This window comes from Hymenobacter sp. BRD128, from assembly GCF_013256625.1.
Taxonomy (GTDB): Bacteria; Bacteroidota; Bacteroidia; order Cytophagales; family Hymenobacteraceae; genus Hymenobacter.
Genome location: NZ_CP053908.1, coordinates 1178341 through 1202302, shown reverse-complemented (window position 1 = coordinate 1202302; position 23962 = coordinate 1178341). Strand labels below are relative to the sequence as shown.

General features: G+C 61.5%; 24 protein-coding genes and 2 pseudogenes. 13 read left to right on the top strand and 13 right to left on the bottom strand.

Going from position 1 to position 23962, the window contains the following annotated elements; genetic code table 11:
* Window positions 1-2: 2 nt before the first annotated feature.
* A complete protein-coding gene (locus tag GKZ68_RS05455; protein ID WP_173111672.1) occupies window positions 3-1376 on the bottom strand; it encodes a sigma-54 dependent transcriptional regulator in 1374 nt (457 codons plus the stop codon).
* Between the two features lie 226 nt (window positions 1377-1602).
* Here GKZ68_RS05455 and GKZ68_RS05450 point away from each other — a divergent pair, with 226 nt between their 5' ends.
* A complete protein-coding gene (locus GKZ68_RS05450; RefSeq protein ID WP_173111669.1) occupies window positions 1603-3510 on the top strand; it encodes an ABC-F family ATP-binding cassette domain-containing protein in 1908 nt (635 codons plus the stop codon).
* A 79-nt stretch (window positions 3511-3589) separates the two neighbouring features.
* On the opposite strand, the gene GKZ68_RS05445 is transcribed toward GKZ68_RS05450, so the two are convergent.
* A complete protein-coding gene (locus GKZ68_RS05445) occupies window positions 3590-4498 on the bottom strand; it encodes an alpha/beta hydrolase (protein ID WP_173111666.1) in 909 nt (302 codons plus the stop codon).
* A gap of 164 nt (window positions 4499-4662) precedes the next feature.
* Complete coding sequence (locus tag GKZ68_RS05440) at window positions 4663-4980, bottom strand: cupin domain-containing protein (RefSeq protein ID WP_173111664.1); 318 nt, start codon at window positions 4978-4980, stop codon at window positions 4663-4665.
* Between the two features lie 131 nt (window positions 4981-5111).
* On the opposite strand from GKZ68_RS05440, the gene GKZ68_RS05435 reads away from it, so the two are divergent.
* On the top strand, window positions 5112-6452 hold the full coding sequence (locus GKZ68_RS05435; protein ID WP_173111661.1) for a DUF5103 domain-containing protein: 1341 nt from the start codon (window positions 5112-5114) through the stop codon (window positions 6450-6452).
* 241 nt (window positions 6453-6693) lie between these two features.
* On the top strand, window positions 6694-6942 hold the full coding sequence (locus GKZ68_RS05430; RefSeq protein ID WP_173111658.1) for a hypothetical protein: 249 nt from the start codon (window positions 6694-6696) through the stop codon (window positions 6940-6942).
* 74 nt (window positions 6943-7016) lie between these two features.
* Here the strand turns inward: GKZ68_RS05430 and GKZ68_RS05425 are convergent, their stop codons facing one another.
* Window positions 7017-7841, bottom strand: a complete 825-nt coding sequence (locus GKZ68_RS05425) for a polyphosphate kinase 2 family protein (protein WP_217275314.1) — start codon at window positions 7839-7841, stop codon at window positions 7017-7019.
* Window positions 7842-8017: 176 nt separating this feature from the next.
* Here GKZ68_RS05425 and GKZ68_RS05420 point away from each other — a divergent pair, with 176 nt between their 5' ends.
* Window positions 8018-9019, top strand: coding sequence for a membrane-binding protein (locus GKZ68_RS05420; RefSeq protein WP_173111652.1), 1002 nt, complete (start codon window positions 8018-8020; stop codon window positions 9017-9019).
* Between the two features lie 83 nt (window positions 9020-9102).
* Window positions 9103-9927, top strand: coding sequence for a DNA-formamidopyrimidine glycosylase (mutM, locus tag GKZ68_RS05415; protein WP_173111649.1), 825 nt, complete (start codon window positions 9103-9105; stop codon window positions 9925-9927).
* 163 nt (window positions 9928-10090) lie between these two features.
* Here the strand turns inward: mutM and GKZ68_RS05410 are convergent, their stop codons facing one another.
* From GKZ68_RS05410 to GKZ68_RS05390, 5 genes are all read right to left on the bottom strand, one after another.
* Window positions 10091-10393: a hypothetical protein gene (locus GKZ68_RS05410; RefSeq protein WP_173111647.1), complete on the bottom strand. Its 303-nt coding sequence runs from the start codon at window positions 10391-10393 to the stop codon at window positions 10091-10093.
* Between the two features lie 14 nt (window positions 10394-10407).
* Window positions 10408-11814 carry a radical SAM protein gene (locus tag GKZ68_RS05405; protein WP_173111644.1) on the bottom strand — a complete coding sequence of 469 codons (1407 nt, stop codon included), beginning with the start codon at window positions 11812-11814 and terminating at the stop codon, window positions 10408-10410.
* A 16-nt stretch (window positions 11815-11830) separates the two neighbouring features.
* On the bottom strand, window positions 11831-12394 hold the full coding sequence (locus GKZ68_RS05400) for a hypothetical protein (RefSeq protein WP_173111641.1): 564 nt from the start codon (window positions 12392-12394) through the stop codon (window positions 11831-11833).
* Between the two features lie 41 nt (window positions 12395-12435).
* The gene (locus tag GKZ68_RS05395; protein WP_173111638.1) at window positions 12436-13194 is read right to left on the bottom strand and encodes a prolipoprotein diacylglyceryl transferase; all 759 of its coding nucleotides are present in this window, start codon (window positions 13192-13194) and stop codon (window positions 12436-12438) included.
* A 162-nt stretch (window positions 13195-13356) separates the two neighbouring features.
* Complete coding sequence (locus GKZ68_RS05390) at window positions 13357-14355, bottom strand: aldo/keto reductase (protein WP_173111635.1); 999 nt, start codon at window positions 14353-14355, stop codon at window positions 13357-13359.
* A 96-nt stretch (window positions 14356-14451) separates the two neighbouring features.
* Between GKZ68_RS05390 and GKZ68_RS05385 the strand changes: the two genes are divergently transcribed.
* From GKZ68_RS05385 to GKZ68_RS05360, 6 genes are all read left to right on the top strand, one after another.
* Window positions 14452-14931, top strand: coding sequence for a hypothetical protein (locus tag GKZ68_RS05385; RefSeq protein ID WP_173111632.1), 480 nt, complete (start codon window positions 14452-14454; stop codon window positions 14929-14931).
* A 99-nt stretch (window positions 14932-15030) separates the two neighbouring features.
* Window positions 15031-15714, top strand: a complete 684-nt coding sequence (locus GKZ68_RS05380; protein ID WP_173111629.1) for an SCO family protein — start codon at window positions 15031-15033, stop codon at window positions 15712-15714.
* An 80-nt stretch (window positions 15715-15794) separates the two neighbouring features.
* Window positions 15795-16229 carry a cytochrome c gene (locus GKZ68_RS05375; RefSeq protein ID WP_173111626.1) on the top strand — a complete coding sequence of 145 codons (435 nt, stop codon included), beginning with the start codon at window positions 15795-15797 and terminating at the stop codon, window positions 16227-16229.
* Between the two features lie 39 nt (window positions 16230-16268).
* Window positions 16269-16607 carry a hypothetical protein gene (locus GKZ68_RS05370; protein ID WP_173111623.1) on the top strand — a complete coding sequence of 113 codons (339 nt, stop codon included), beginning with the start codon at window positions 16269-16271 and terminating at the stop codon, window positions 16605-16607.
* Entirely contained in the window at window positions 16550-17161 is a 612-nt protein-coding gene (locus GKZ68_RS05365) for an SseB family protein (protein ID WP_173111620.1), read from the top strand. Before GKZ68_RS05370 ends, GKZ68_RS05365 begins: the two co-directional genes overlap by 58 nt.
* Window positions 17101-17241 carry a hypothetical protein gene (locus GKZ68_RS05360; protein WP_173111617.1) on the top strand — a complete coding sequence of 47 codons (141 nt, stop codon included), beginning with the start codon at window positions 17101-17103 and terminating at the stop codon, window positions 17239-17241. Before GKZ68_RS05365 ends, GKZ68_RS05360 begins: the two co-directional genes overlap by 61 nt.
* A gap of 99 nt (window positions 17242-17340) precedes the next feature.
* Here the strand turns inward: GKZ68_RS05360 and GKZ68_RS05355 are convergent, their stop codons facing one another.
* Window positions 17341-17895 carry a DUF2062 domain-containing protein gene (locus GKZ68_RS05355; protein ID WP_173111614.1) on the bottom strand — a complete coding sequence of 185 codons (555 nt, stop codon included), beginning with the start codon at window positions 17893-17895 and terminating at the stop codon, window positions 17341-17343.
* 133 nt (window positions 17896-18028) lie between these two features.
* Here GKZ68_RS05355 and GKZ68_RS05350 point away from each other — a divergent pair, with 133 nt between their 5' ends.
* Complete coding sequence (locus GKZ68_RS05350; protein WP_173111611.1) at window positions 18029-19012, top strand: YihY/virulence factor BrkB family protein; 984 nt, start codon at window positions 18029-18031, stop codon at window positions 19010-19012.
* 53 nt (window positions 19013-19065) lie between these two features.
* Window positions 19066-20502, top strand: a complete 1437-nt coding sequence (locus GKZ68_RS05345) for a DEAD/DEAH box helicase (protein WP_173111608.1) — start codon at window positions 19066-19068, stop codon at window positions 20500-20502.
* A gap of 26 nt (window positions 20503-20528) precedes the next feature.
* Here the strand turns inward: GKZ68_RS05345 and GKZ68_RS05340 are convergent.
* The 3 genes and pseudogenes from GKZ68_RS05340 to GKZ68_RS21915 all read right to left on the bottom strand — a co-directional run.
* Window positions 20529-22717: pseudogene (locus GKZ68_RS05340) on the bottom strand (GH92 family glycosyl hydrolase).
* A gap of 155 nt (window positions 22718-22872) precedes the next feature.
* Window positions 22873-23445, bottom strand: coding sequence for a GDSL-type esterase/lipase family protein (locus GKZ68_RS05335; RefSeq protein WP_254244174.1), 573 nt, complete (start codon window positions 23443-23445; stop codon window positions 22873-22875).
* A gap of 74 nt (window positions 23446-23519) precedes the next feature.
* Window positions 23520-23960, bottom strand: a pseudogene (locus tag GKZ68_RS21915) (hypothetical protein); the annotation flags it as partial.
* Window positions 23961-23962 lie beyond the last annotated feature (2 nt).

The following is a 23962-nucleotide window of genomic DNA, read 5'->3' as shown; positions in this document are numbered from 1 at the left end:
GTCTACAGCCCGTACTCCTGAATCTTGCGGTATAAGGTGGTGTGCGCGATGCCCAGCACCCGCGCCGCCTCGGCCTTGTTGCCGTTGACTTCCAGTAAGATGCGCCGGATGTGCTGCCGCTCGGCGTTGCGCAGGCTGCGCTCGTCCTCGGTGGCCAGGCTGGCGGGGCCGGGCGCGGCGGCCAGCTGCACTTCGAGGGGCAGGCCGGCCACCTCCACCGCCTGGCCGGGCGGCGTGAGGATGGCGGCGCGCTCCAGCACGTTGCGCAGCTCGCGCACGTTGCCGGGCCAGGGGTAGGCGTGCAGGGCGGCCAGCGCCTCGGCGCTGAGGGCCAGCGGCGGGCGGCGCAGCCGGGCGGCAAAATGGCTGAGGTAGAACGCCGCCAGCATCGGCACGTCGGTGCGGCGGGCCGCCAGCGACGGCACCGGCACCACGAATACGGACAGGCGGTAGTACAAATCGGCCCGAAAGTGCCCCTCGGCGGCTTCCTGGCGCAGGTTGCGGTTGGTGGCCGCGATGAGGCGCACGTTGGCACGGGTGGGCCGCGTGTCGCCCACCTTGATGTACTCCTGGCTTTCGAGCACGCGCAGCAGCTTGGCTTGCAGGCTCAGCTCCAACTCGCCGATTTCGTCCAGAAACAACGTGCCGCCGCTGGCTTCCTCAATCAGGCCCTTCTTATCGGCTACTGCCCCGGTGAAGGCCCCTTTCTTGTAGCCAAACAATTCGGATTCAAGCAAATCCTTGGCGAAGGCCGAGCAGTTGACGGCCACGAACGGCTTGGTGGCGCGCCCGCTGGCCCGGTGAATGGCCTGGGCAAACAGCTCCTTGCCCGCGCCGGTGGGGCCTTCGAGCAGCACCGTGGCCTCGGTGGGCGCCACCTGCCGGGCCAGGTGCTTGGCCGCTTCCAGGGCCGGCGCGTGGCCGATTATCGTCTCAAACGTGTGGCGCTGGCCCACCTGCTTTTCCAGCTCGGCCACCCGGCGCTGGAGGCGGGCCTTGGCCACGGCGCGGGCCACCACCACCACCAGCTGGTCGTCCGAGTCGCCCTTGGTGAGGTAGTCGAAGGCGCCGGCCTTCATGGCGCGCACGCTGTCGGGCACGGTGCCGTAGGCCGTGAGCAGCACCACCTCGGCCAGGGGCGCCTGCTGGCGGAAGCGCGGCAGCAGCTCCACGCCGTGGGCGTCGGGCAGCTTCACATCGCATAGTATTAGCACTATATCATCGGCGTAGTCCCGGAGCAGCGCCAGGCCCCGGTAGGCGTCGGGAGCCTGGAGCACGGCGTAGCCTTCCAGCTCCAGCAGCCGCGCCGTGATGCCGCGCAGGTGGCTTTCGTCGTCGATGAGCAGGAGGGTTTCGGAGCTGGTAGCGTGCGGCATGGTGCAAAGGTGGGGCCGGCCGCCGCAACGCGCCGGGGCCGGGTAGCGCGCATTTTTCGGGCCGCGCGCGAACACCCGGCCGGTCTTCGGCTGTTAGGTAGTGCTCCCGGCACCCGCTTGGGCCGTACCTTTGCCCTGCCGCTAGTGCGCGGGCCGGTGGCTGATTTGCGCCCTTCCCCACGCCCTACATCTTACTTCGCTTTTAGCGGCCGCTGCCGGCCCCGCCATGATTTCCATTTCTGACCTCGACTTTCATTTCGGCTCGCGCACGCTCTACGACGGGGCCAGCCTGCACATCAAGCCCAAAGATAAAATCGGCCTGGTGGGCCTCAACGGCACCGGCAAATCGACCTTGCTGCGCCTGCTAGTGGGCGAGTACAAGCCCGACGGCGGTTCTATCTCGATGAGTAAAGAAGTGAGCCTGGGCTTTTTAAATCAGGACTTGCTGAGCTACGACTCGCACGAGTCCATCCTCACGGTGGCCATGCAGGCCTTCGCTGAGGCGCTGGAATTGCAAAAGAAAATCGACGATATCCTGCTCAAGTTCGAGACCGATTACACCGACGACCTCGTCGATAAGCTAGCCAACCTGCAAGAGCGCTTCGAGGCGCTGGGCGGCTATACCATGCAGTCGAAGGCCGAGGAGATTCTCGAAGGCTTGGGTTTCTCGACCGAAGACTTGCAGAAGCCGCTCAAAACCTTCTCGGGCGGCTGGCGCATGCGCGTAATGCTAGCCAAAATCCTGCTGCAACAGCCCTCGCTGCTGCTGCTCGACGAGCCCACCAACCACCTGGACCTGCCCTCCATTAAGTGGATTGAGAACTACCTGGCTGGCTACGAAGGCGCAGTGATTATCGTGAGCCACGACCGCGAATTCCTGGATGGCACCACCAACACCACCGTGGAAGTGAGCGGCGGCAAGCTGCACCCCTACGCCGGCAACTACTCGTTCTATCAGGAAGAGAAGGTGTTGCGCACCGAGATTCAGCAGGGTGCCTACGACAACCAGCAGGCGGCCATCAAGCAGGCCGAGCGCTTTATCGAGCGCTTTAAGGCTAGCGCCAGCAAGGCCAAGCAGGCCCAAAGCCGCGTGAAGGCGTTGGATAAGCTGGAGCGCATCGAGGCCGTAGCGCCCGACGCGGCCAAGGTGAACTTCAAGTTTACGTTCTCGCAGCAGCCCGGCCGCCACATCCTGCGCATGGAGCACGTGGGCAAAAGCTACGGCGACAAGCTCATCTTCCGCGACACGCACGTGCACATCGAGCGGGGCGATAAAATCGCGCTCATCGGCGCCAACGGCAAGGGCAAATCGACGCTGATGCGCTTGGTGGCCGGCGCCGAAACGCCCACCGCCGGCCGGCACCAGCTGGGCCACAACGTGATTATGGCCTTCTACGCGCAGCACCAGCTCGAAAGCCTGACCATCGATAACGAGATTATTCAGGAGATGAACGAGGCCGGCTCGAAGCGCAACGAGATGGAATTGCGCGGCGTGCTAGGCTCGTTCCTGTTCACGGGCGACGACGTGTACAAGAAAATTAAGGTGCTGAGCGGCGGCGAGAAAAGCCGCGTGGCGCTGGCCAAAACCCTAATTTCAGAAGCCAACTTCCTGCTGCTCGACGAACCGACCAACCACCTGGATATGCAGTCGGTGAATATCCTTATCCAAGCTTTGGAGCAGTACGAGGGCACGTTCATCGTGATTAGCCACGACCGCTATTTCGTGGAGCACGTGGCCACTAAAATCTGGTACATCGAGGATTATCAGCTCAAAGAATACCCCGGTACCTACCACGAGTACGAGCAGTGGCAGGACGAGCGCGCCAAGGCTGCCAAGCAAAATGGCAACGCCGCCCCGGCCGCCAAAGCGGCGCCCAAGCCGGAGCCTAAACCCGACCCAACCCCCACCAAAACGCCCTCGCCCGACCAGAAGAAGGCGCTGCGCGAAATTGCCGAGGTCGAAGCCAATATTGATAAAACGGAAAAGGAGCTAGCCGTGTACGAAAAGCAATTGGCCGACCCCAAAATCTACCAGAATGCCGCCCAGCTTAAGGATACCACCCTCAAATTTGAGCAGGTAAAAAAGGAGCTAGCCCGCCTCACCGACCGCTGGGAAATGCTGGCAGAAATGTAGAAAAGCCAGCTGCGCAAAAGCCCCGTTAGAAACTCATAATTTCTAACGGGGCTTTTAATTGCGCCTCGCCTACGGATTTTTATTTAATTTTTTTATCCAGAAAATTAAAAATCGCCTGGTAAGCATCCGCTAGCTCATTAGCATTTGGGCTGTGCTGCCCTTCCGGCACAAACAGCACTTCGTTTTTCTGCGGCTCCTGCTGGAGTAGGGCCACGAATTTCTCGAAGGTTACGGGCGGAACCTGGTCATCCTTACCACCTTGCCAGATAAAAAATGGCGGGTCGTTTTTATCGAAATAAGTAATCGGCTCGAATTTACGGATGTATTCTTTGGGCGCATACTCCGTGGTTTCCGGGAAAAGCGCGACGCCGATGGCATGCATTACCGGCACGTCGTTGCTGGTAAATACCTTCTCCACCACGTCCAGGCCATCGACTGGTCCTGAGAAATTAATTACGCCGGCAATTTTAATTCCGCTGGCTAGCTTGGGAGAATAAGCCGGGTCGTTGGCGGTCACCGCTACCAGGCTGGCAATGTGCGCGCCGGCCGAAAAACCCGTTACGATTACCCGGTCCAGATTTAAGTGATACGTGGAATTATTAGCGCGCAGAAAATTCAGCGCATACGTCAAGTCTTCGGTGGCAATCGGCACGCCTCTTTTAATGCGGTAGTTCATATTGACCACATTCAACCCCTTTTTCAAGTATGGCTGAATGTAGCGCTCCTCCCGTGACTTGTCGCTGACGTAGTAGCCCCCCCCGTGCAAAAAAACGATGGTGTAGTTCTCTTTTTTCAGGCTTTTAGCCGTCGGCGAGAGATAGATATCCAGGGCTTGTTCTTTATCAGTGCCGTAGGCTACGTCTTTTGTGACCGTGTAGGCCGCCTGCACCTGTGCGGGCGTTTTATCGGGCAGCGCAGCTAACTGGGCAAAGCACGGGCTACCTGAGAGCGCCGCAACTAAACTGAGGCAAAGAAGATTTTTATGCATGGGAATAATAGGTAATAACGCGCCCCGCGCCCAGCCGGGGTAAACCTGCCGAATAAAACAGTTGCCCGCAACGACAACGCACCCCGGAGCACGTTGCTTTTACTTACCCCGAATTCCTAAACAATTTTAAACCCGGGCCTACCTGCTTAATGGCACCGGCTAGCCTATTTGCCCGAGTTCCACACCAGAATGGTGCAGCCGCTCGGGCTGCTGGCCCGGTGCTCGGTGCCGGGCGGGTAATACAGGTAGGAGCCCGCCGGAAATTCGCGGCCATTTTCTACGCCGGGGTCGGTATATACCCCAGCTACCACGAATACTTCATCGGGCGTGCGGTGGGCGTGGCTGGGGTAGGTGCAGCCCGCCTCTATAGTGATGAGCACCCGCTTTTCGCCGGGCTCGGCCCGCAGCAGGGTGCGGCTCACCCCTTCGCTGACCTGCTCCCACACCCGGCCCTGCGGCTCAGTGGCGGCTACTGCTTTCATAATAATTGTATTAAGGCAAATATTTTTTCAGCACAACCAATTGGCCAAATGAAGGTTTGGGGTGAGCCGGCCTGCCGGTAGTGGCCAGGCGCCCGGCTACCACCCACGCGGCTAGCCCGTACTTTCGCCTCATGCGCTTTCGCCTTCTCTCCTACCCTGCCCTGCTGCTGGCCGCCGGCTGCGTGCCGCTCGGTACCCCCATTACCAATCCCAACGCGCCCGTGAGCCAGCAGAAGCCGGCCGAGTACTACGCCGACCGCACCCTGCGCTACCAGGACTACATCTACGACCCTAGCGTGCACTCGGTGCAGTGCTACGTGCCTACGGGCCAGGTTAATGCGATTTTCAATCCGCCCATCGTGCCCATCACCCAGGAGCAGCCCGTGACCCTGGAGTTTGACGTGCTGACCGAGCGGGCGCCGCGCCTCACGGCCAAGCTCATTCACTGCGACCTGAACTGGGCGCCCTCGCAGCTGACGGATATGCAGTTTTTGAGCGAGATAAACGAGTTTACGCTCACCAATTACGTAACCTCGGTCAATACCAAGGTGCCGTATTATCACTACACCTTGCAGGTGCCGCGCGTCAAGCTCAGCGGCAATTACCTGCTGGTAGTGCAAAACCAGGCCGGCGTGCCCATGCTGTCGCGCCGCGTGCTGGTGTATGAAAACCAGGTGGCGGCCGTTATTCAGCAGGGCGTGCTGGCGGGTGGCGTCGAGGCGCGCTACGCCTACCAGCAGCTCAATTTTGTCATTAATTACAGCGCCGTGGAACTGGTGAACCCGGCCGCCGAAGTGAAAGTGGTGCTGCGCCAGAACTTCCGCTGGGACAATGCCCACTACAACCTTACGCCCACTTTCGTGCGCGACGCCGAGCGCCGGCTCGAATACCAGTACATCAACTACGAAAACGCCTTTCCGGGCCTGAGCGAATACCGCTATTTCGACGCGCGCTCGCTCCAGGCCAATGGCCTGGGCGTGGCTAGGCTATTGCGCCAGAGCAACCCCACGCAAGTCGAGCTGCTCGAAGAAACCACCCGCAACGGGCTGGCCTACAACCAGTACGTGGACGCCAACGGCCAGCGCGTGTTCGAGAACCGCGAGTTTGGCAACGGGGCCTATAACGGCGACTATGCCCTGGTCACGTTTAACCTGAAAGCCGCGCAGCCGGCGCCCGGCCCGGTCTACGTGTTTGGCGCGCTCAGCGACTGGCAGCTGCGCGACGAGTTTCGGCTCACCTACGACTCGACCCAGCAGCGCTACACCGGCCACGCGCTGCTCAAGCAGGGCTACTACAACTACGACTACGCCGTGGCGCCCAAGCGGGCCGGCGCCGCGCCCGACGAAGTTTACTTCGAGGGCACCCACCAGGAAACCGAAAACCAGTACGACCTGCTCGTGTATTACCGCCCGCCGGGCACCCGCACCGACCTGCTCATCGCCTACCAGGCCATCGACCTCAACAAACTCTAGAACCATAGGCGGCTAGCCTCTGCCAGCCGGGCCACCCCCAATCCGGGTGGCCCGGCTTTTCCGTACATAGGCCGCTGCACGAACAATTGTTAGCCAGCAGCATTAGCAGGCTTGACAATGCCCGCATTGCTTGCTAACTTGCATTGTTTTCACCTTTTTAGCTTATTCCATCGAGCGATTTTACGCACATTTTTTCTTGCCAATATTTTTAGCTTCTCGCTTATTTTTCGTATCTTTGGCTATGCGTAACACCCAGCTCCCGACTCCCCTGCCCGTGCAGCAGTTTGCCCGCTGCATCGACGATACTGCCCGCCCCGCCGGCTACATCGGCGATTGGCCCCAGGCTGGCCGCGTGTACCCCGTGCGGGTGCTGCCCCATGTGCGCACCGGCCAGGCCCACGTGCACGTACTGGGCTTCTATGCCGAGCGCCCTTACGGCGCTTTTGCGGCCCACCGCTTCGAACCGGTGGCCACGCTCTGGATGAATTAGTACTTGCTTTCTCTTACCTGAAAAAGCCCGTTTTGCTTGCGCAAAACGGGCTTCTTTTTTAACTGGCTAGGCCCCTATTCTATTACTTGGGCAGCTACATCGAAGGTGGCGGCGGGCGGCTGCGGGTTCATTTCGGCCAGGGCAGCTACCACGATTTCGGCTACGGCCTGGTCACGGGCGCGCTTATCATTGGCCGGGATGACGTACCACGGGCATTCGGCCGTGGAAGTGGCGGCTAGCGCCTCCTGGTAGGCCACCTGGTAGGCATCCCAGAGCTGGCGCTCCTTGAGGTCGCCGGGCTCGTATTTCCAGCGCTTTTTGGCGTTGTCGAGGCGGGCTTGCAGGCGGGTGGCCTGCTCCTGCTTCGAGATGTGCAGGAAAAACTTGAGTACCCGCGTGCCATTGCGCGTGAGCAGCTGCTCAAAATTGACAATATCCTGGTAGCGCTGCTGCCAGGCAAAGGGCTCGATGAGGCCGTGCACGCGCGTCACGAGCACATCTTCGTAGTGCGAGCGGTTGAACACCCCAATGTGCCCCCGCCCCGGCGTGTGCTGGTGAATGCGCCACAAAAAATCGTGGTTCAGCTCCTCCGCGCTAGGCTGCTTAAAGGCCGAAACCTCGACCCCGGCCGGATTTACGCCCGTGAGCAGGTTGCGGATGGTGCCGTCCTTCCCACCCGTGTCCATGGCCTGAAACACGAGCAGCACGCTCTGGCGGTGCTCGGCATAAAGCTTTTCCTGGTAGTCGCTGAGCTGGGCGCGCAGCTCTTCGAGGCGTTTTTCAGCTTTCTTTTTGTGGTCGAAAGGCGCATTAGTGGCGGGGTCGATGTCGGCCAAGCGCAGTAGAGTGGCGGGCTGCACGCGCACGGCGGGCGTAGTAGCGGAGGTGGCTGATGCCATAGGAGAAGGATGAAAAAAACCGGCCAGTACCAGCCGCATTCTTAATTAAACGAAAAAGGTGCTTCCTAACGTTGTATTGGTAGCACAATAAGCAGCCCGGCGCTCGCCGCTAGTTCCGTTTTTTGGCGCCGAAATTGCCTTACCCCGCTGCTACCTCCCTGTTTTTCACCATGACTATGCTTTCCCGTTCTTTTCGCCGGCTAGCCGTTGTGCTGGGATTACCGGCCCTGCTGCTGGGCGCCGCCGCGGCCCCCGCCAGCGCCCAGGCCCCGCGCGCCACCGATATGCCGGCCAGCCAGGCCGAGGGCATTATCCGTGAGATTACCGACGCCGTGGGCTTGCAGCCGCGCTTCGAACTGCGCGCCACCACGCAGGTCGATAATGCGGCCGCCGTGGTCTACGGCGGGCGGCGTTACCTGCTCTACAATCCCAGATTTCTGGCGGCCGTGAACCGCGCCGGCCACACCGACTGGGCCGGCATCAGCATCCTGGCCCACGAAATGGGCCACCACCTCAATGGCCACACCCTGCGCGCCGGCGGCTCGCAGCCGCAGGATGAGTTGGAAGCCGACGAGTTTTCGGGCTTCGTACTGCGTCGGCTAGGGGCTAGCCTGGCCCAGGCGCAGGCCGCCATGGCCGCCGTGTCGCCCGAGGAAGGCTCGGCCACGCACCCCGGCCGGGCCCCGCGCCTGGCGGCCATCAGCCGGGGCTGGAGCCGCGCCACGGCCCAGATTACGGCCAGCACCAAGGCGGGCAGCGCGCAGCCTTCGGCCCAGCCGGTGGCCCTGGCGCCGCGCCCGGTGCGGCAATCCAGCGCTCCCACGCGCTACGGGATGGCTAGCGACGATGATGCCAGTAGCGCGGCCGAGGCCTTGGCGCGGGGCGCCAGCAATGAGCCCGTGCGCGTAGTGGGCCAGCTTACCTTTCGCGACAACCCCGACGTACCCTTCTACCTCACCAGCGCCCTGAATGTGGTGCGCCTGGCCGATGAAAGCAGCACCGACGAGACTGGCGCCGTGCGCGAGGCTGAAGTAGTGGGCCACCTGCGCCGCACCGGCAACGCCGCCTTCCCGTTTATCCTTGAAGACGGCCAGCAGCGCCCGCTCTACGTTACGCCCCGCGGCGATGTCTACAACAAGGAAGGCCAGCGCGTGGCCAAGCTGCGCGACCCTTCGTAAGACACACTTGCATTTGTTGAAAACGGCAGGCTAGCGCACACTGGCCTGCCGTTTTTATGCCTGATTTTTAATTTTCTCCCGCAATGCCCGAATTACCCGAAGTCGAAACCTACCGCCGCTTTATCGATGAAGTGGCCGTGGGCCAGACCATTACCGGCCTCGAAGTATTTGATAAACACGTGCTAGCCGTGCCCGAAGATGAGCTGCGCGCCGCCCTGCTAGGCCGCACCATTACCGGTACCAATCGGCTAGGCAAAAACTGCTTTTTAGAGTTAGATAACGGCCGCCTGTTAGTGCTACACTTTGGCATGACTGGCGACATCGGCGCCTACCGCGACGCGCCCGATGCCCCACGCTTCACCCGAGTAGCTTGGCAACTCAGCGATACTGGCTTGAATTTAGCCTTTATCGACCCGCGCAAGTTCGGCCGCATCCGCCTGGCCGACAGCGCCGAAGCCTACCAGAAAGCCAAGAAGCTCGGTCCCGACGCCTTGCAAATAACGGCCGCCGAGCTGCACCAGAAACTCAGCCGCCGCAAGGTGTTCGTCAAGCCCCTGCTGCTCAACCAGAGCCTCACCGCCGGCCTCGGCAACTGGATAGTGGACGAGGTGCTGTTTCAGGCCAAAATTCACCCCGAGCGGCTGGGCAATTCCATCACCAAAAAGGAAGCCACGGCCCTGCACGCCGCCATTCAGCTGGTGCTGACCACGGCCATCAGGCACGAGGCCAATTACCGGCATTTCCCGAAGTCGTTTCTCATCCACGCCCGCGAGTGGGACGACTCGGCCACGCCGGGCACCGATGCACACCTGTTTTGCCCACGCCATACGAAAGTAAAAATCGAGAAATTTTACGTGGGCGGCCGGGCTACGTACATCTGCCCGGTGTGCCAGTCGGCACTAAGTTAACTATTTGTCTGTAAATTACTTATATTCGATAAAAACTAAAAAGAACGTCATGCTGAGCTTGCCGAAGCATCTCTACTGCTTCGTTATTAGGTCATTCTAACGATTCGGTAGAGATGCTTCGGCAAGCTCAGCATGACGTTCTTTTTGTGACAGTGTACACATCTTAATTAGCGGGGGGGCCACCATTGATATCTAATAACTCAAAGATGCCTGCACACGAGCCAAACCCGATGATGAGCACCAGCAACATGCTCAGAAAATAAGGCGCGGGACCAGTTTTGCTAGTAGCATTACCCCAATGCCTTAATCCTAACACAAGGTTTGTCACAACCTGTCCCAGGTAAAGCAAGGCAAACCAGAAAATAGCCGATTCTGTAAGATATATTGCCAGCAAACCTTGCAGCAAAGCTATTGCCAATATAATTAATAAATTATTGCGAATTATGCGCTGTGTGGGCTTATCCATTAGCTTTGGATTAGCTAAATAATTTCGATGCGCTCGCCTCGCAACTCCTCTAGCCGCGCCAGCTTCTCCTGGTCGCGGTAAAAAATATTCATCGTTTCGAACGGAATGATTTTCAAATCCTTGCTCACGATGTGCACGCAGGACTTCTTCACGGCGCGCACGTCGAAATTCCAGGCGTCCATGAATTGCAGAATAATTATCCGGAATAAATTATCGTAGCCCAGATTGGGTGCCGACACCTGCGGCAGGCAGCATAATAATTGGTTGATTTCGGGCACCACCGTATCTACGGTATTGGCGGTGCTGAATAATTTAAGCAGGTGCTGGCGCAGGCGCGGGTCGCGCTCATACACGATGGTGTTGCCGCCGCTCTGGAGCAGGTCGGCGGGCTCGACGTAGCGCGTGAGCGGGAACACCTCGCCGTCGAGCTTCAGGGCGTAGGCCATCGCTAAGGCATCGGGGTTGCAGGGCACGGGCAGCAGGTCGGCGGCCGTGAAAACCGGGCTCTGGTCGATGATGCCCTGGCGCACCTCGGTGAGCGAAAACGAGTCGGTTTCGGGGTTGAAATTATCGAGCCGGCCGGCGGCCTGGGTGGGCTGAAACGTGACGCCGCGCACGCAGCGCTGCTTCAGCGCGTAGTCGATGATGTCGCCCATCTCGTCGTCGTTGAGGCCCTTTTGCAGGGTCACGACCAGCGTGGTGCTGAGGTTGTACTTGTTGAGATGAGCAATGGCCTGCTGGCGCACCTCGCGCAGGTCACGCCCGCGCATGGCCAGCAGCACGTCTTCGCGGAAGGAGTCAAACTGCAAGTACACCTCGAACGCGCCCGCGTAGGTGGCTAGCCGCGCCACAAAAGCCTCATCCTTGGCTAGCCGCACACCGTTAGTGTTCACCATCAAGTGCTTGATGGGCTTGCGCTTGCACATATCCAGAATCTCCCAGAACTGCGGGTGCAGCGTGGGCTCGCCACCCGAAATCTGCACCACGTCGGGCTCGCCTTCGTTGGCCACTACCAGGTCTACCATCGCCTCTATTTCGGCTAGGGTGCGGTGGCGGCCGTGGGTGGGGCTGCTTTCGGCGTAGCAGGTGGGGCAGGTGAGGTTGCAGCGGTCCGTCACCTCAATCACGGTGAGGCAGGAGTGCTGCTCGTGGTCGGTGCAGAGGCCGCAGTCGTAGGGGCAGCCGTAGTGCGTGGCCATGTTGAAGCGGCGCGGCGTCTCGCTGGGCTTCACGTAGTTGCGAATGCTTTTGTAGTACTCAATATCGGTGGCGATGCGCACCTTTTGCCGCCCGTGCTCGGGGCAGCGCTTGAGCATGAACACGTTGCCGTCCTCAAAGACGATTTTAGCCTCAATACGCCGCAAGCACTGCGGGCATAAACTCAGGGTGAAGTCGTAGTAGGTGTAGGGGCGTTCGGGCATAGTAGGCCAGAGTTTATTATTTAGTGAGTAATGGCCTTATTCGGTAAGAATTGTCCGGTAAATCAATAGCAATTGGCTCGCTCCAATATGTTGTGCCAACCTCTTGATTTGTCAACGCCTTAATATTTTCTATATCTTCAAACTTAGTAACTTCTGTAAAGGCGAAGCGAATTTCATTTCTTTTGTCTTGAAATTGTTTTGTTACATCCGTCCAAATAACTTCGTCATTCTTCGCAGTTAGAACTACGAACGTATAAAAATCAACCTCTTGACCTGGCGCTAATTTTATTTCTTCAGGTATAGTCTTATCGCAAGTACGCACAGGAAAAGACATTACTATCTTATTGATTGACCAAGTAGCCCAACCACACGACCAGACGAAGAAAGAACGGGTACTGGCCGTAGCATTTTTAACCGTGAGCTTGACATAGGCGCCATCTTGACCATAAGCACAGTGATAAGTGCCACTACCGGTAAACTCGGCCGTGATTAGCAAAGCTGGCTGCTTCTGACACTCACTTTGAAAACTGTTAAAGCAAAACACTATTGCCAACAGCAACTTTACAATTGCAGTATTCATGCTCTATTACTTGCCTGCTAAATAGTATTGCTTGAAACCATTTATATCGGGCGGTACTTTACAGTAACCGGCCGCACCCACAGCCAAACATAATACCCTAGCCCTGCCACGCACGCCCACTGTATCGCCGTGAGACCCAGGCCCGGCAGCGCCACTGTAGGCTTGAAAAATTCTATTAGTAAGCGAAACAGCAGGTACGCGCTCAAAAATAGCTCGAAGCGGCGGCCGTTAGGCAGTGGCTGACGGCGCTCCAGCAGCCAGAGCAGGCTAGCCAGCAGCATCAAAAACCCGATTTCGTAGAGGTTGGTGGGGTGGCGCCGGACGCCATCGCCAAAATCGATGCCCCAGGGCAGGCGCGTAGCGGAGCCGTAGGTGCCATCTTCAAGGCCGCTGAAGTGGCAGCCGAGCCGGCCGATGGCTAGCCCCAGCGCCAGCGGAAACACCATGAGGTCGCCGCTGCTGCTGGTGATGCCAAGGCGTTTTTTCAGCAGCTCCACCCCTACCAAACCGCCCAGGAAGCCGCCCACGATAGTTTTATTGGTGAAATAATAGAGCCAGCCGCCGGGCGGGTGCAGCAGCTCGGCAGGGTGTTCGAGCAGGCCGAGCAGACGCGAGCCGAGCAGCGCGCCGGCCGCGGCGCCCACGAATATCCACTGCCGGCCCTGGTCGCTGATACGGTCGGCGGTGCGGGCGCGCAGGTAAGTGTAAAAGCGGTACCCTAGCGAATAGGCCAGCACCTCGCACAGTAGATGCACGGGTAGGCGGAAGGAGCCCCAGGCCAGCTCAACGGGGTAGTGCATGGGGCGAAGATGGGGACCCTGTCGAAATAATCAGTTACAAAAGAATGTCATGCTGAGCTTGCTGAAGCATCTCGCTCGCATCGTTGGGGAAGCGACCCTAGCGGTGCGGGCAAGATGCTTCGACAAGCTCAGCATGACGTTCTTGTTTGGCTACTATCTCTCTTAACGGCCCACGGCCGCCATCATAGCCTCGGGGTAGCGGGTGCCGGCGGCGGCCCCGAGCGGCAACAGCTCGTCGAGGTGGCGTAGCTCATCAGCGCTAAGCTGCACATCCAGGGCGCCCACGTTTTCTTCGAGGTATTTCACGCGCTTGGTGCCGGGGATGGGCGCCAGGTCGTCGCCCTGGGCCAGCACCCAGGCCAGGGCCAGCTGGCTAGCCGTGACGCCTTTGCTCTGGGCAAGGTCGCGCAGGTGGCTTACCAGCTTGAGGTTTTTATCGAAGTTTTCGCCCTGGAAGCGGGGCGAGTGGCGGCGGTAATCATCTGGGGCGAAGTCTTCAAACTTCTGGATTTCGCCGGTCAGGAAGCCCCGGCCCAGCGGCGAGTACGGCACCAAGCCGATGCCCAGCTCGCGCAGCGCGGGCAAAATTTCTACCTCCACGTCGCGGCTCCAGAGGCTGTACTCGGTTTGCAGGGCCGAAATGGGGTGCGTGGCGTGGGCGCGGCGGATAGTCTCGGCGCCGGCCTCGCTCAAGCCTAGGAAACGCACTTTGCCTTCCTCCACGAGGCGGCTCATGGCGCCCACGGTTTCTTCGATGGGCACGCTGGGGTCCACGCGGTGCTGGTAGTAGAGGTCAATATGGTCGGTACCCAGGCGCTTGAGGCTGCCCTCGGCCGCCTGCCGCACGTACTCGGGCCGGCCGCTGATGCCGCGCTTGGTGGGGTCATTGACATCGCGCACGATGCCGAATTTGGTGGCTAGCACCACTTTTTGGCGGCGGGTTTTGTCTTCGCTGAAAAAGCGGCCGAGCAGCTCTTCGTTGGTGTAGGGACCGTACATGTCGGCCGTGTCGAAGAAATTGACACCCAGCTCCAGCGCGCGGGCTAGGGTGCGTAGGCTTTCGGCGTCGTCGCGCTGGCCGTAGAAATCGGACATGCCCATGCAGCCGAGGCCGAGGGCCGAAACGGTGAGGCCGGAGCGGCCGAGTTGGCGGGTTTGCATTACAAGCAGGAAATGGTGAACAGTGCGCAATGAACAAGTTGGCTGCCCATTGTTCCCGGCACCTTGCGCACTTCTTACCGACCGTACCTTTGCCAGATGAAAAAACTGCTGCTTTTGCCGCTGGGTGCGGCGTTCGGATTGCTAAGCCTGGGCGCGCTACCCGGCTGCGGAAACAAAACAACTACCACGGCCACCACCGAAGCGGCCTCGCCCACCACGCAGGCCCGCGCCCTCGAAGACAGCCTGCTGGCCCACCACGAGCTAGCCATGAACCAGACCGAGCAGCTGTTTGCCGTTAAGGCCCAGCTCACGGCCGCCAAAGTGCCAGCCAAGGCGCCTATTATGGCCAAGATGCAGGCCGCCGACCACGCCATGATGACCTGGATGCACACCTACCAGGCGCCCGACAGCACGGCTCCTGCTCCGCAGCGCCTGGCTTACCTGCAAGACCAGCAAAAGCAGCTCAGCGCCATTGAGCAGCAGTTGCGCACGGTGCTCGACTCGGCCCAGGCTACGCTAACGCGCGTCACCCACACGCCGGCGGCCACGGCCCCTGCCGCGCCTAAATCAAAATAACCCGCCCCCAGGGCTAGCCAGCGGCGAACGCCCGGCCCGGCTACTTGGTTTAGAAAGTGAGCCGGCACCGGCCACTTCGTTGCCTTCTCCCGATACGCTATGTTTTTAAAATACCTGCCCCTCGCAGGCCTGCTCGCCCTGGCGGCCTGCGGCCCCAGCACCCCGGCCACCGACGATACCGGCATTGCCGACGTGCACATGGATGCCCAGGAAGACTCAACTTCGGCCACCCTGCCCTATCTCGGAGCCGAAGGCAAAAAGCCGGTGCTGGCCTTCAGCCTGCCCGACCAGGAAGGCAAAATAGTTTCGACGAAAAGCTTGGCGGGCAAGGTTTACGTGACCGATTTTTTCTTCGCCACCTGCCCCGGCATTTGCCCCAAAATGCAGAGCGAGCTGCTGCGCGTCTACAAGCAGTTTGCCGCTAACCCCAACGTGGTGTTCGTGTCGTTCACCATCGACCCCGAGCACGACACCCAGCCCGTGCTGGCCGACTACGCCCGCCGGCTAGGGGTAAATGCGCCCGCTAGCACCTGGCGCTTTGTGCGCACCCCCGACCGCCCCGCTGCCTACAAGCTAGCCAACAGCTACCTGGCCGCCGCCGAAACCGACCTGAAAGCGCCCGGCGGCATTGCCCACAGCGGCGCGCTGGCTCTCGTCGATGACCAGGGCTACGTGCGCGGCACCTACGACGGCCTCAATGCCGCCGCCGTCAACCGCCTCATCCGCCAGCTGCCCGTGCTGCTGGCCGAAGTAAATGCCCGCAAAGCCACCGCCGCCCGGTAAGTCAAAACAGTTCACCAAAACGCTGGCCCTTACTTCATTATCCTCGCAAAAACCAGCGCCTGCTACTAGCTTAACTTTCTATGCGCCTCCTTTCGCCAGCGGTAGTTCTTGCGCTGCTCGGCCTGCTAGCCTTGCCCAGCTGCTTCACCAATAAGCAGCACCAGGGCGAGCGCCTCTACGGGCAGCACTGCGCCAGCTGCCACGGCGAGCAGGGCCAGGGCATCGGGCAGCTTGTGCCGCCGCTGGCGGGGTCCGACTACGTGGCGCAGCACCCCGGCCAGCTCGCCTGCATTGTGCGGGTAGGGCTGAAAGGGCCGATTACGGTAAATGGCGTGGGCTACGACCAGCTGATGCTGGGCGTGCAGGACACGACCACCCACCACCAGCTGTCGCCCGCCCAGATTACCAATCTGCTTAACTTTATTGAGAGCCACTGGGGCAACCACCCCGGGCCGGCCGGCCGGCGCACCATTGCCGGCACCGAGGCCGAGCTGCGCGCCTGTGGCGAGCGCTAGGCTACCTTTGATTTCCAACGCTAATCTTTTCTTGTTGACATGGGTCTCTTCGACTTTTTAAAAAACAAACCTGAGTCGGCCCCGGCCACCCCTCCCACCCCGGCGCCCGGCGCCCCCCCGGCCGGCGACGCGGCTGCCCCGGCTCCCAAGAGCGGCCCCCGCTACCAGGGCTCCAAGTACGTGGCCCCGGCCGAGCCCACGCCCCAGATTCCGCCCATGCCCCCCATGCCGCAGGGCCAGGGCCCGCTAGCCCCACCGCCGGTACCCGAGTTCCCATTCGAGCCCCAGAACGTGCTGGAGCACTTGCTGTTGCTAGCCCCGTGGATGAGAATGCCCGCCCGGCCTTCTACCAGGCGCTGCTGCAGGAGCATATTCTGATGGTGCTGGCCCCCGACGAAAACGTGGGCACCGGCGAGGTGCAGCTCACCGAAGGTCAGCAGATTCAGCTGCAGGTATTGCAGGATGGGCGCCTGCCCATCTTCACCTCCGAAGCGCGCCTCAGCGACGGCGGCATGGACGCCAGCACTATCGCCTGGACGCCCATTCCCGGCCAGGCGTTTTTTGCCATGACCCAGGGCCAGGACTGCGTGCTGAACCCCTTCTCGCCGGCCGGCAAGCTGCTGCCCGCCGCCGAAATTCAGGCCCTGCTCACGGGCCAGCTCACCCAGGGTGGCGGCCTGCCCAGCGATGCCCAGGTAACGCTGAGCGCACCCGAGCTGCCCGAGGGCCTGGCCGGGTCGCTAGCCCAGTTTGGCGCCGAAAATGCCGACATCAAGGCGATTTACGTGGCGCAGATGCAGCTGGTGGGCGACGACAGCCAACCGCCGCGCCTGCTGCTCGGCTTCGATACCATCAGCCACGACCCGAGTTTATGCAGCAGCTCGGCCCCGCCCTCGAAGGCCGCACCGGCACGTTCCAGCACGTCGATTTGATGCTGCTCGACCCGACCTCCGACCAGGGCGTGAATCCCTACTTCCGGCAGCCCGAGGTGCAGCCCATTTACTCGGCCTAGCCAGTAGCTGAGCACTGGTGTTGAATACGAAAAGCACGTCAGGCTGAGGGCAGCCTGACGTGCTTTTTGCTTGGTTGAAGCTAGGTTATGCCAAGGTTTTTACGCCGCCACGGTCACTTCTTCGGCTTCTTCGTGACGGGTAATAAACCGCTTGAACAAGGGGCGCAGGGCCACGTACAGCCCCAGCACCACCGGCACCGAGGCGACGGCCCATATCATGAGGGCGCCCAGCTCGGCCCGCCACAGCAGGTGCAGCACGTGGCTCCAGCCGTCTATTTTTACCATGTGCCTGATTTGAGCCATGCTCAGGTGCGCTACCTCGCGGCCCTGCCCGAGCAGGGTAGCCCCCCAGCGCAGAAACGGCAGTAGCAGAATGAGTTGCACCGGGCTTAGCACGTGGCACACCAGCTGCATGGCGGCCACGTTGAGTTTCAGGCGCAGGGCCACGGCCGTGCTCACGAGCGTAGTAATGCCAAACGTCGGCGCTAGCCCAAAGGCCACGCCCAGGCCCGCCGTGAGGGCCAGGCTGCCGGGCGCCAGGCCCGCCTTGAGCAGGCTCAGAAATGGGTCGACCAGCCGGCGCTGAATCCAGGTGCGGGGCGGGGGCTCGGGCACGGCCCGCACCCCGGTGGCGGAGATGGAAGTGATAGTCATGCGTAACTAGCCGCGCGGAGTTCGTGTTAGTAGCGCACCCCGCTGCTGGGTAGGCAGCAGGCCGGGCTGCCCGGCGGCCGCCCTTTGTACCCCGCCGGGCGCAAAATGTTGTCGGCCCGGCGTTAAGTTTCTCATGACCAAGGATTCTTCTTCCGTTCAGTCACCACCGTCGCACCGCTTTCCGTGGTGGCTGGAGCTGTGGCTGCTGCTGCGGCGCGCCGCCCGCGAGCTCGGTGCCAACGACCCGCTGCGGCTAGGGGCGGCCACGGCATTCTTCACCTCCTTTGCGCTGCCGCCCATTCTTATCATCCTGGTGCAGCTGCTGGGCTCGCTTTATTCGGCCCACGGCGCCCGCGTGATGCTGCTCACCAAGCTCGGTGAGGTCATTGGCAGCACCGCCACCGGCCTCGTGGCCCAAACCGTGCACAACGTGGCCCACGCCAGCCGCAACCGGCTCATCACCTGGCTAGGCTTCGCGTTCCTGGTGTTTATCGCCACTACGCTCTTTACCGTTATCCAACACTCGCTCAATCAGTTGTGGCGCGTGCGACCCCGGCGGCAAGTAAGCCAGGTGTCGATGGTGGCGCGCGAGCGGCTGCGCTCGGCGGGCGTGCTGCTGGCCACGGCGGGCCTGTCGGTACTGGCTTTTTCGGCCGATGCGGCCCTGGCGCTCTTCGCCGATTTCGTGTCTGATTTTGACCCCACGTTTGCGTTCTACGTTATCTGGGTGCTCAATCTGCTGGTGAGCCTGCTCATTCTGGCCGCGTGGTGCGGCTTCGTTTTTCGCACCCTGAGCGCCGCCAAAGTGCCCTGGCGGGCCGTGCGGCGCGGGGCGCTGCTCACGGCCGTGCTCATCGAGCTGGGCGAGCGGGCGCTGGGCCAGCTGCTGGTGGGCCGCGACCTGGGGCCCATCTACGGGCCGGCGGCCAGTTCGGTGCTGGTGCTGCTGTTCGTGTTCTACTCGGCCATGATTTTCTATTTCGGGGCCGCGTTTACCTGGGCCTACGCGCACCACGTGGGGCTCGATATCCGGCCCAAGAAAACTGCCGTGCGCTACCGGCTGGTGAATATTAACGAGGAGTTTGACAGGCCGAATGAGGAACTACCCAAAAAATAATCCTTTATTCAGCCTGCCAAATTCCTCGTTTCCGAAAGCCGTACCTTTGCCGGATGCAAGCTGACTCTGCCGCTCCGGCCTCGTTTTCCGATTTCAACCTCTCGCCCGAACTCCTGCAAGGGCTGGCCGAGCTGAATTTCACCCAGCCCACGCCCGTGCAGGCGCTGGTGCTCCAGCCCGCCCTCGACTTGCAGGACGTGGCTGGCCAGGCCCCCACCGGCTCGGGCAAAACGGCGGCCTACGGGCTAGCCATCTTATCTCAGGTTGACCCGAGCGCCAAGGCCGTGCAGGCCATTGTGCTGGTGCCCGCCCGCGAGCTGGCGCTGCAAGTGCGCGACGCGCTCAAGAGCCTGGGCAAGTACCTGCCCGCCCCTGGCCTGCGCGTGGCCGCCCTCTACGGCGGCCACGCCATGCGCGATGAGGTGCAGACCTTGCAGCAAACGCCGCACGTACTTGTGGCCACGCCCGGCCGCCTGCTCGACCACCTCGAAAAGCGCAATATCATTCCTAACCAATTGAAAGTATTGGTGTTGGACGAGGCCGACAAGCTGCTTGATTTGAAGTTTCAGGAGGAGATGGCGACCATCATCAGCCGCCTGCCGCGCCGCCGCCAGACGCTGCTGTTCTCGGCTACTATGCCCGACAAGGTGATGGGCCTGGTGCGCGACTACCTCACCCGCCCCCGCATGCTCACGGCGGCCGGCGGCCTCAATGGCGAAATAACCGGCGATGCCTTGCCCGCCTCCCTCATGCTGCGCGGCCACGTGCTCAATGCCGTGGAGGAGAAGCCGGCCGCCCTCTATCACCTGCTGCAACTGCCCGAAACCGGCCAGACGCTCATTTTCGCCAACACCCGCGACAAGGTGGAGGAGCTAGCCCAGTTCCTGCGGGGCCGGGGCGTGGCCGCCGAGGTGCTGCACGGCAAGCTGCCCCAGCCCGAGCGCGACAAAGCCCTGATGAAGCTGCGCAATAACTCGGCCCAGGCCCTCGTAGCCACCGACGTAGCTGCCCGCGGCATCGACGTGCCCGCCCTCGATACGGTTATCCAGTACGACCTGCCGCACGATGCCGAAACCTTCCAGCACCGGGCCGGCCGCACGGCCCGCGCCGGGGTTGCCGGCACGGCCCACCTGCTAGCCACCCCGCCCGAGCAGGCCCGCGTGCAGGCCTGGCCCAGCGCCCAGAGCGCGCAGTGGGCGCGCCTCAAGCCGGCACCTCTCCCGCCCGCCAATGCGGCCAATAAGCTGCCCCGCCCCGAAACTATCACGCTGCACGTCACGGCCGGTAAAAAACACAAAGTGAGCGCCCACGACCTGGTCGGCGCCTTCGTCAACGTGGGCGGCCTCGAACGCCACACCGTGGGCCGCATCGAGGTGTTCGATTTTTACTCCTACGTGGCCGTGCCGCGCAAGCAGGCGCCCGAGCTGCTCGAAAAGCTCAACGGCGCCAAAGTAAAAGGCGTGAAAGTGCGGGTGACGGAGGTCGCATAGCTCTGCGGGAACGCCAAAAGCCCCGGCTACTTCGCCTTCGACATCGAAAACGGCGCGTCGGCCGGCTGAGTGCCGCGCGCCTTATTAGGCTGCGGCGCCATCTCAAAGTTCAGGGTGGCACCTTTCACCAGCTCGGTGTGGCTGAGCCAGTTACGAGCGTATTCCTGGCCATTGACGGTCAGGTGGTTGATGTAGCGGTTTTCGGCGCTGTTGGCGGGCGCATTCAGTACCACGTCGTGGCCGCCGGGCAGGTGCAGCGTGGCCTTGGGGAAGAGCGGGGCCCCCAGCACGTACTGGTCGGTGGCGGGGCACACGGGGTAGAAGCCCAGCGCCGAAAACACGTACCAGGCCGAGGTCTGGCCGTTGTCCTCGTCGCCGCAGTAGCCGTCGGGCGTGGGGTGGTAGAGGCGGTTGAGCACCTCAAGGGTCCAGTACTGCGCCTTCCAGGGCTCGGCGGCGTAGTTGTAGAGATAGATGACGTGCTGGGCCGGCTGGTTGCCGTGGGCATACTGGCCCATGTTGGCTACCTGCATCTCCCGGATTTCGTGGATTACCTCGCCGTAGTAGCTGTCGTCGAACGTGGGCGGCAGCGTGAACACCGAATCCAGCGTGGCCACGAATTTCCGGCGCCCGCCCATCAGGTTCATCAGCCCCTGCACGTCGTGAAACACCGACCACGTATAGTGCCAGGCATTGCCTTCGGTGAAGGCATCGCCCCACTTGAACGGATTAAAAGGTGTCTCAAACGTGCCATTCTGGTTGCGGCCGCGCATCAGGCCGGTTTGCTTATCGAAAAGCTTACGGTAGTTCTGGCTGCGCTTCGTGTAGAGGTCTATCTCCTTCTGCGGCTTGTGCAAGGCCTTGGCTAGCTGCGCAATAGCAAAGTCATCGTAGGCGTATTCGAGGGTGCGCGCCGCATTCTCGTTGATTTTGACATCGTAGGGCACGTAGCCCAGCTTATTGTAATACTCCACGCCGGCGCGGCCCACGGCCGTGAGCGGCCCGGCTTGATTAGCATCTTTAATGAGCGCCTCGTAGAGCGTATTGGCGTCGGCGGCAGCGGCGGGGCGCACGCACTTGAGGTAGGCATCGGCCACTACCGAGGCCGAGTTGTTGCCCACCATCACGTTGCGATAGCCGGGGCTAGCCCACTCGGGCAGCCAGCCGCCCTCGCGGTAGTCGTTGGCGAGGCCGGCCTGCATCTGGGCATTTTCCTCGGGGTACACGAGGTTGAGCAGCGGAAAGAGCGCCCGAAACGTGTCCCACACCCCCGTATCGGTGTAGAGGTAGCCGGGCCGCACCTCGCCGTTGAAGGGGCTGTAGTGCACCGGCTGCCCGGCCGCGTCGAGCTCATAAAACTTGCGCGGAAACTGCAGCGCCCGGTACAGGCACGAGTAGAAGGTGCGCTGCTGCTCGTCGGTGCCCCTTCCACGGCAATGCGGCCCAGCACCTGGTTCCAGGCAGCTTTGCCCTTCTCTTTTATGGTATCAAAATCATCGTTGCCAAGCTCTTGCAGATTGCGCTCGGCCTGCTCGGCGCTGATAAACGACGAGGCTACCCGCGCCTGCACCTGCTCGCCCTTGCGGGTGCGAAAGCTCACGGCGGCCAGGGCGTGGTCGGCCGTGAGCTCGGTGGCGCCGCTGGCCAGGGCTTTGCCATTGAACACCTGGCTAGCCACGAAGTCGCGGTCAAACTCGATGATGAAGTAGTTTTTGAAATTAGCCGGCACGCCCCGGCTGTTGCGGGTGGTGTAGCCGATGATGCGGTGCTGGCCAGCCAGCACTTTCACCATCGACCCCTTGTCAAAGGCATCAATTACCACATAGGCGCTGTCGGTGCGCGGGAATGTGAAGCGGAAGCGCGCCGCCCGCTCGGTGGGCGTTATCTCGGTGGTGAGGTCATAATCAGCCAAATACACGCTGTAATAGTAGGGCCGGGCGATTTCGGCCTTGTGCGAAAACCAGCTGGCGCGGGCGTCCTCCTCCACCTTGATTTTGCCGGTGCCGGGCATGAGGGCAAACTGGCCGTAGTCGTTCATCCAGGGCGAGGGCTGGTGCGTTTGCTTGAAGCCCCGGATTTTGTCGGCCCCGTACTGGTAGGCCCAGCCGTTGCCCATTTTGCCCGTTTGGGGCAGCCAGCAGTTCATCCCCCAGGGCCGCGTAATGGCCGGATACGTGTTGCCGTTGGAAAATTCGGGCTTCGAGTCGGTGCCCATCAAGGGGTTGACCAAGTCGGCGGGGCTGGGCACGGAGCGACTTTGGGCCGGGGCCGAATAGGTGGCGGCGAGCGCGCTCAGGCCCAGCAGGGCGGCGAAGAGTTTAGGCATAGGAGGCAAATAAAATCATCTGTCAGACGTGAGCGGGCAGGCATTTACCAGTGCAGTGTCTGCTTTAGGTAGGCTGTCAGCTCATTACCAATCAGCTCCTGCTCGGCTAGGCTGGGGTGGGCGCCGCAGCCGCTGGTATAGCTGCGGGCAAAGAAAAAGGCGTCGATATTCGGCTCGCCGCCGGCTCGGGCGGCCGCCACTACGCCCGTGAGGTAGCGCCGCAGCACGGCCGTGAGGCGGGCATCGGCCATGGGGCTGGTGAGGCACACCAGGCGGGCGCGCGGGTAGTCGGCGCGCAGCGTTTTGAGAAACGCCAGGTAGGCCCCGCAAAACTGCACCGAGTCCTGCACACCATCATTCTGGCCTAGGCAAATAGTGACCAGGTCGGGCTGGTAGCGGCGCACGTCCCAGGGCCGGCCGCCCACGCGCAGGTCTGTGGTACCAAATTCCTGGGGCATCAGATTAGGCTTGTTGCAGCAACTGTGTACCAGCCCAATGCCCGACTCGGCGGTGAGCTGCCACTCGGCGCCCAGGGCGCGGGCGGTGCGCGGGCCGTAGGCCTGGTAGGCATTGTGCTGGTCGTACCACTCGCCTTTGCCACAGCCAATTTCGGCCATATCGGCGCCGTAGCCGCAGGTAATGGAATTGCCGATAAACTCGATTTTGCGCGCGGGCCGGGCGGGGGCGGCAGCAGCCGGGCGCAGGTCAGGCCCGTGAACTCGACGTAGCCCTGTCCGGCTTCCGTGTCTTTGCAGATGACGAGCGTGTGGGCGGTGTTGGGCAGGTTTTCGGCCACTACCAGGGTGTTGGTGGGGCCGGTGAGCTTGCGGCGCGACTGCCGGCCATCAACCACGAGCTGCACGTAGTTCTGGCTCTTGCCATTCAGCAGCTCATCAGTGAGCTGCACCGTGCACGACGGCCCCTTAAACCGCACCGTGAGGTAGACGCCCGGCGCCCAGAAGCGCGGCTTTTTGACTTCGCTAAAATCGACGCGGCCGGTATACTGAATGTTCGGGTTGTCGGCGGCAAAGAACCGGGGCGCGGGCGCCGCGTAGCTCGCCGCTGGCCCGAGTAAGCTAGCCAGCACGAGAGCAAGCAGCCTGCATGTTTTTAATATTCTTCTATTCAACATAA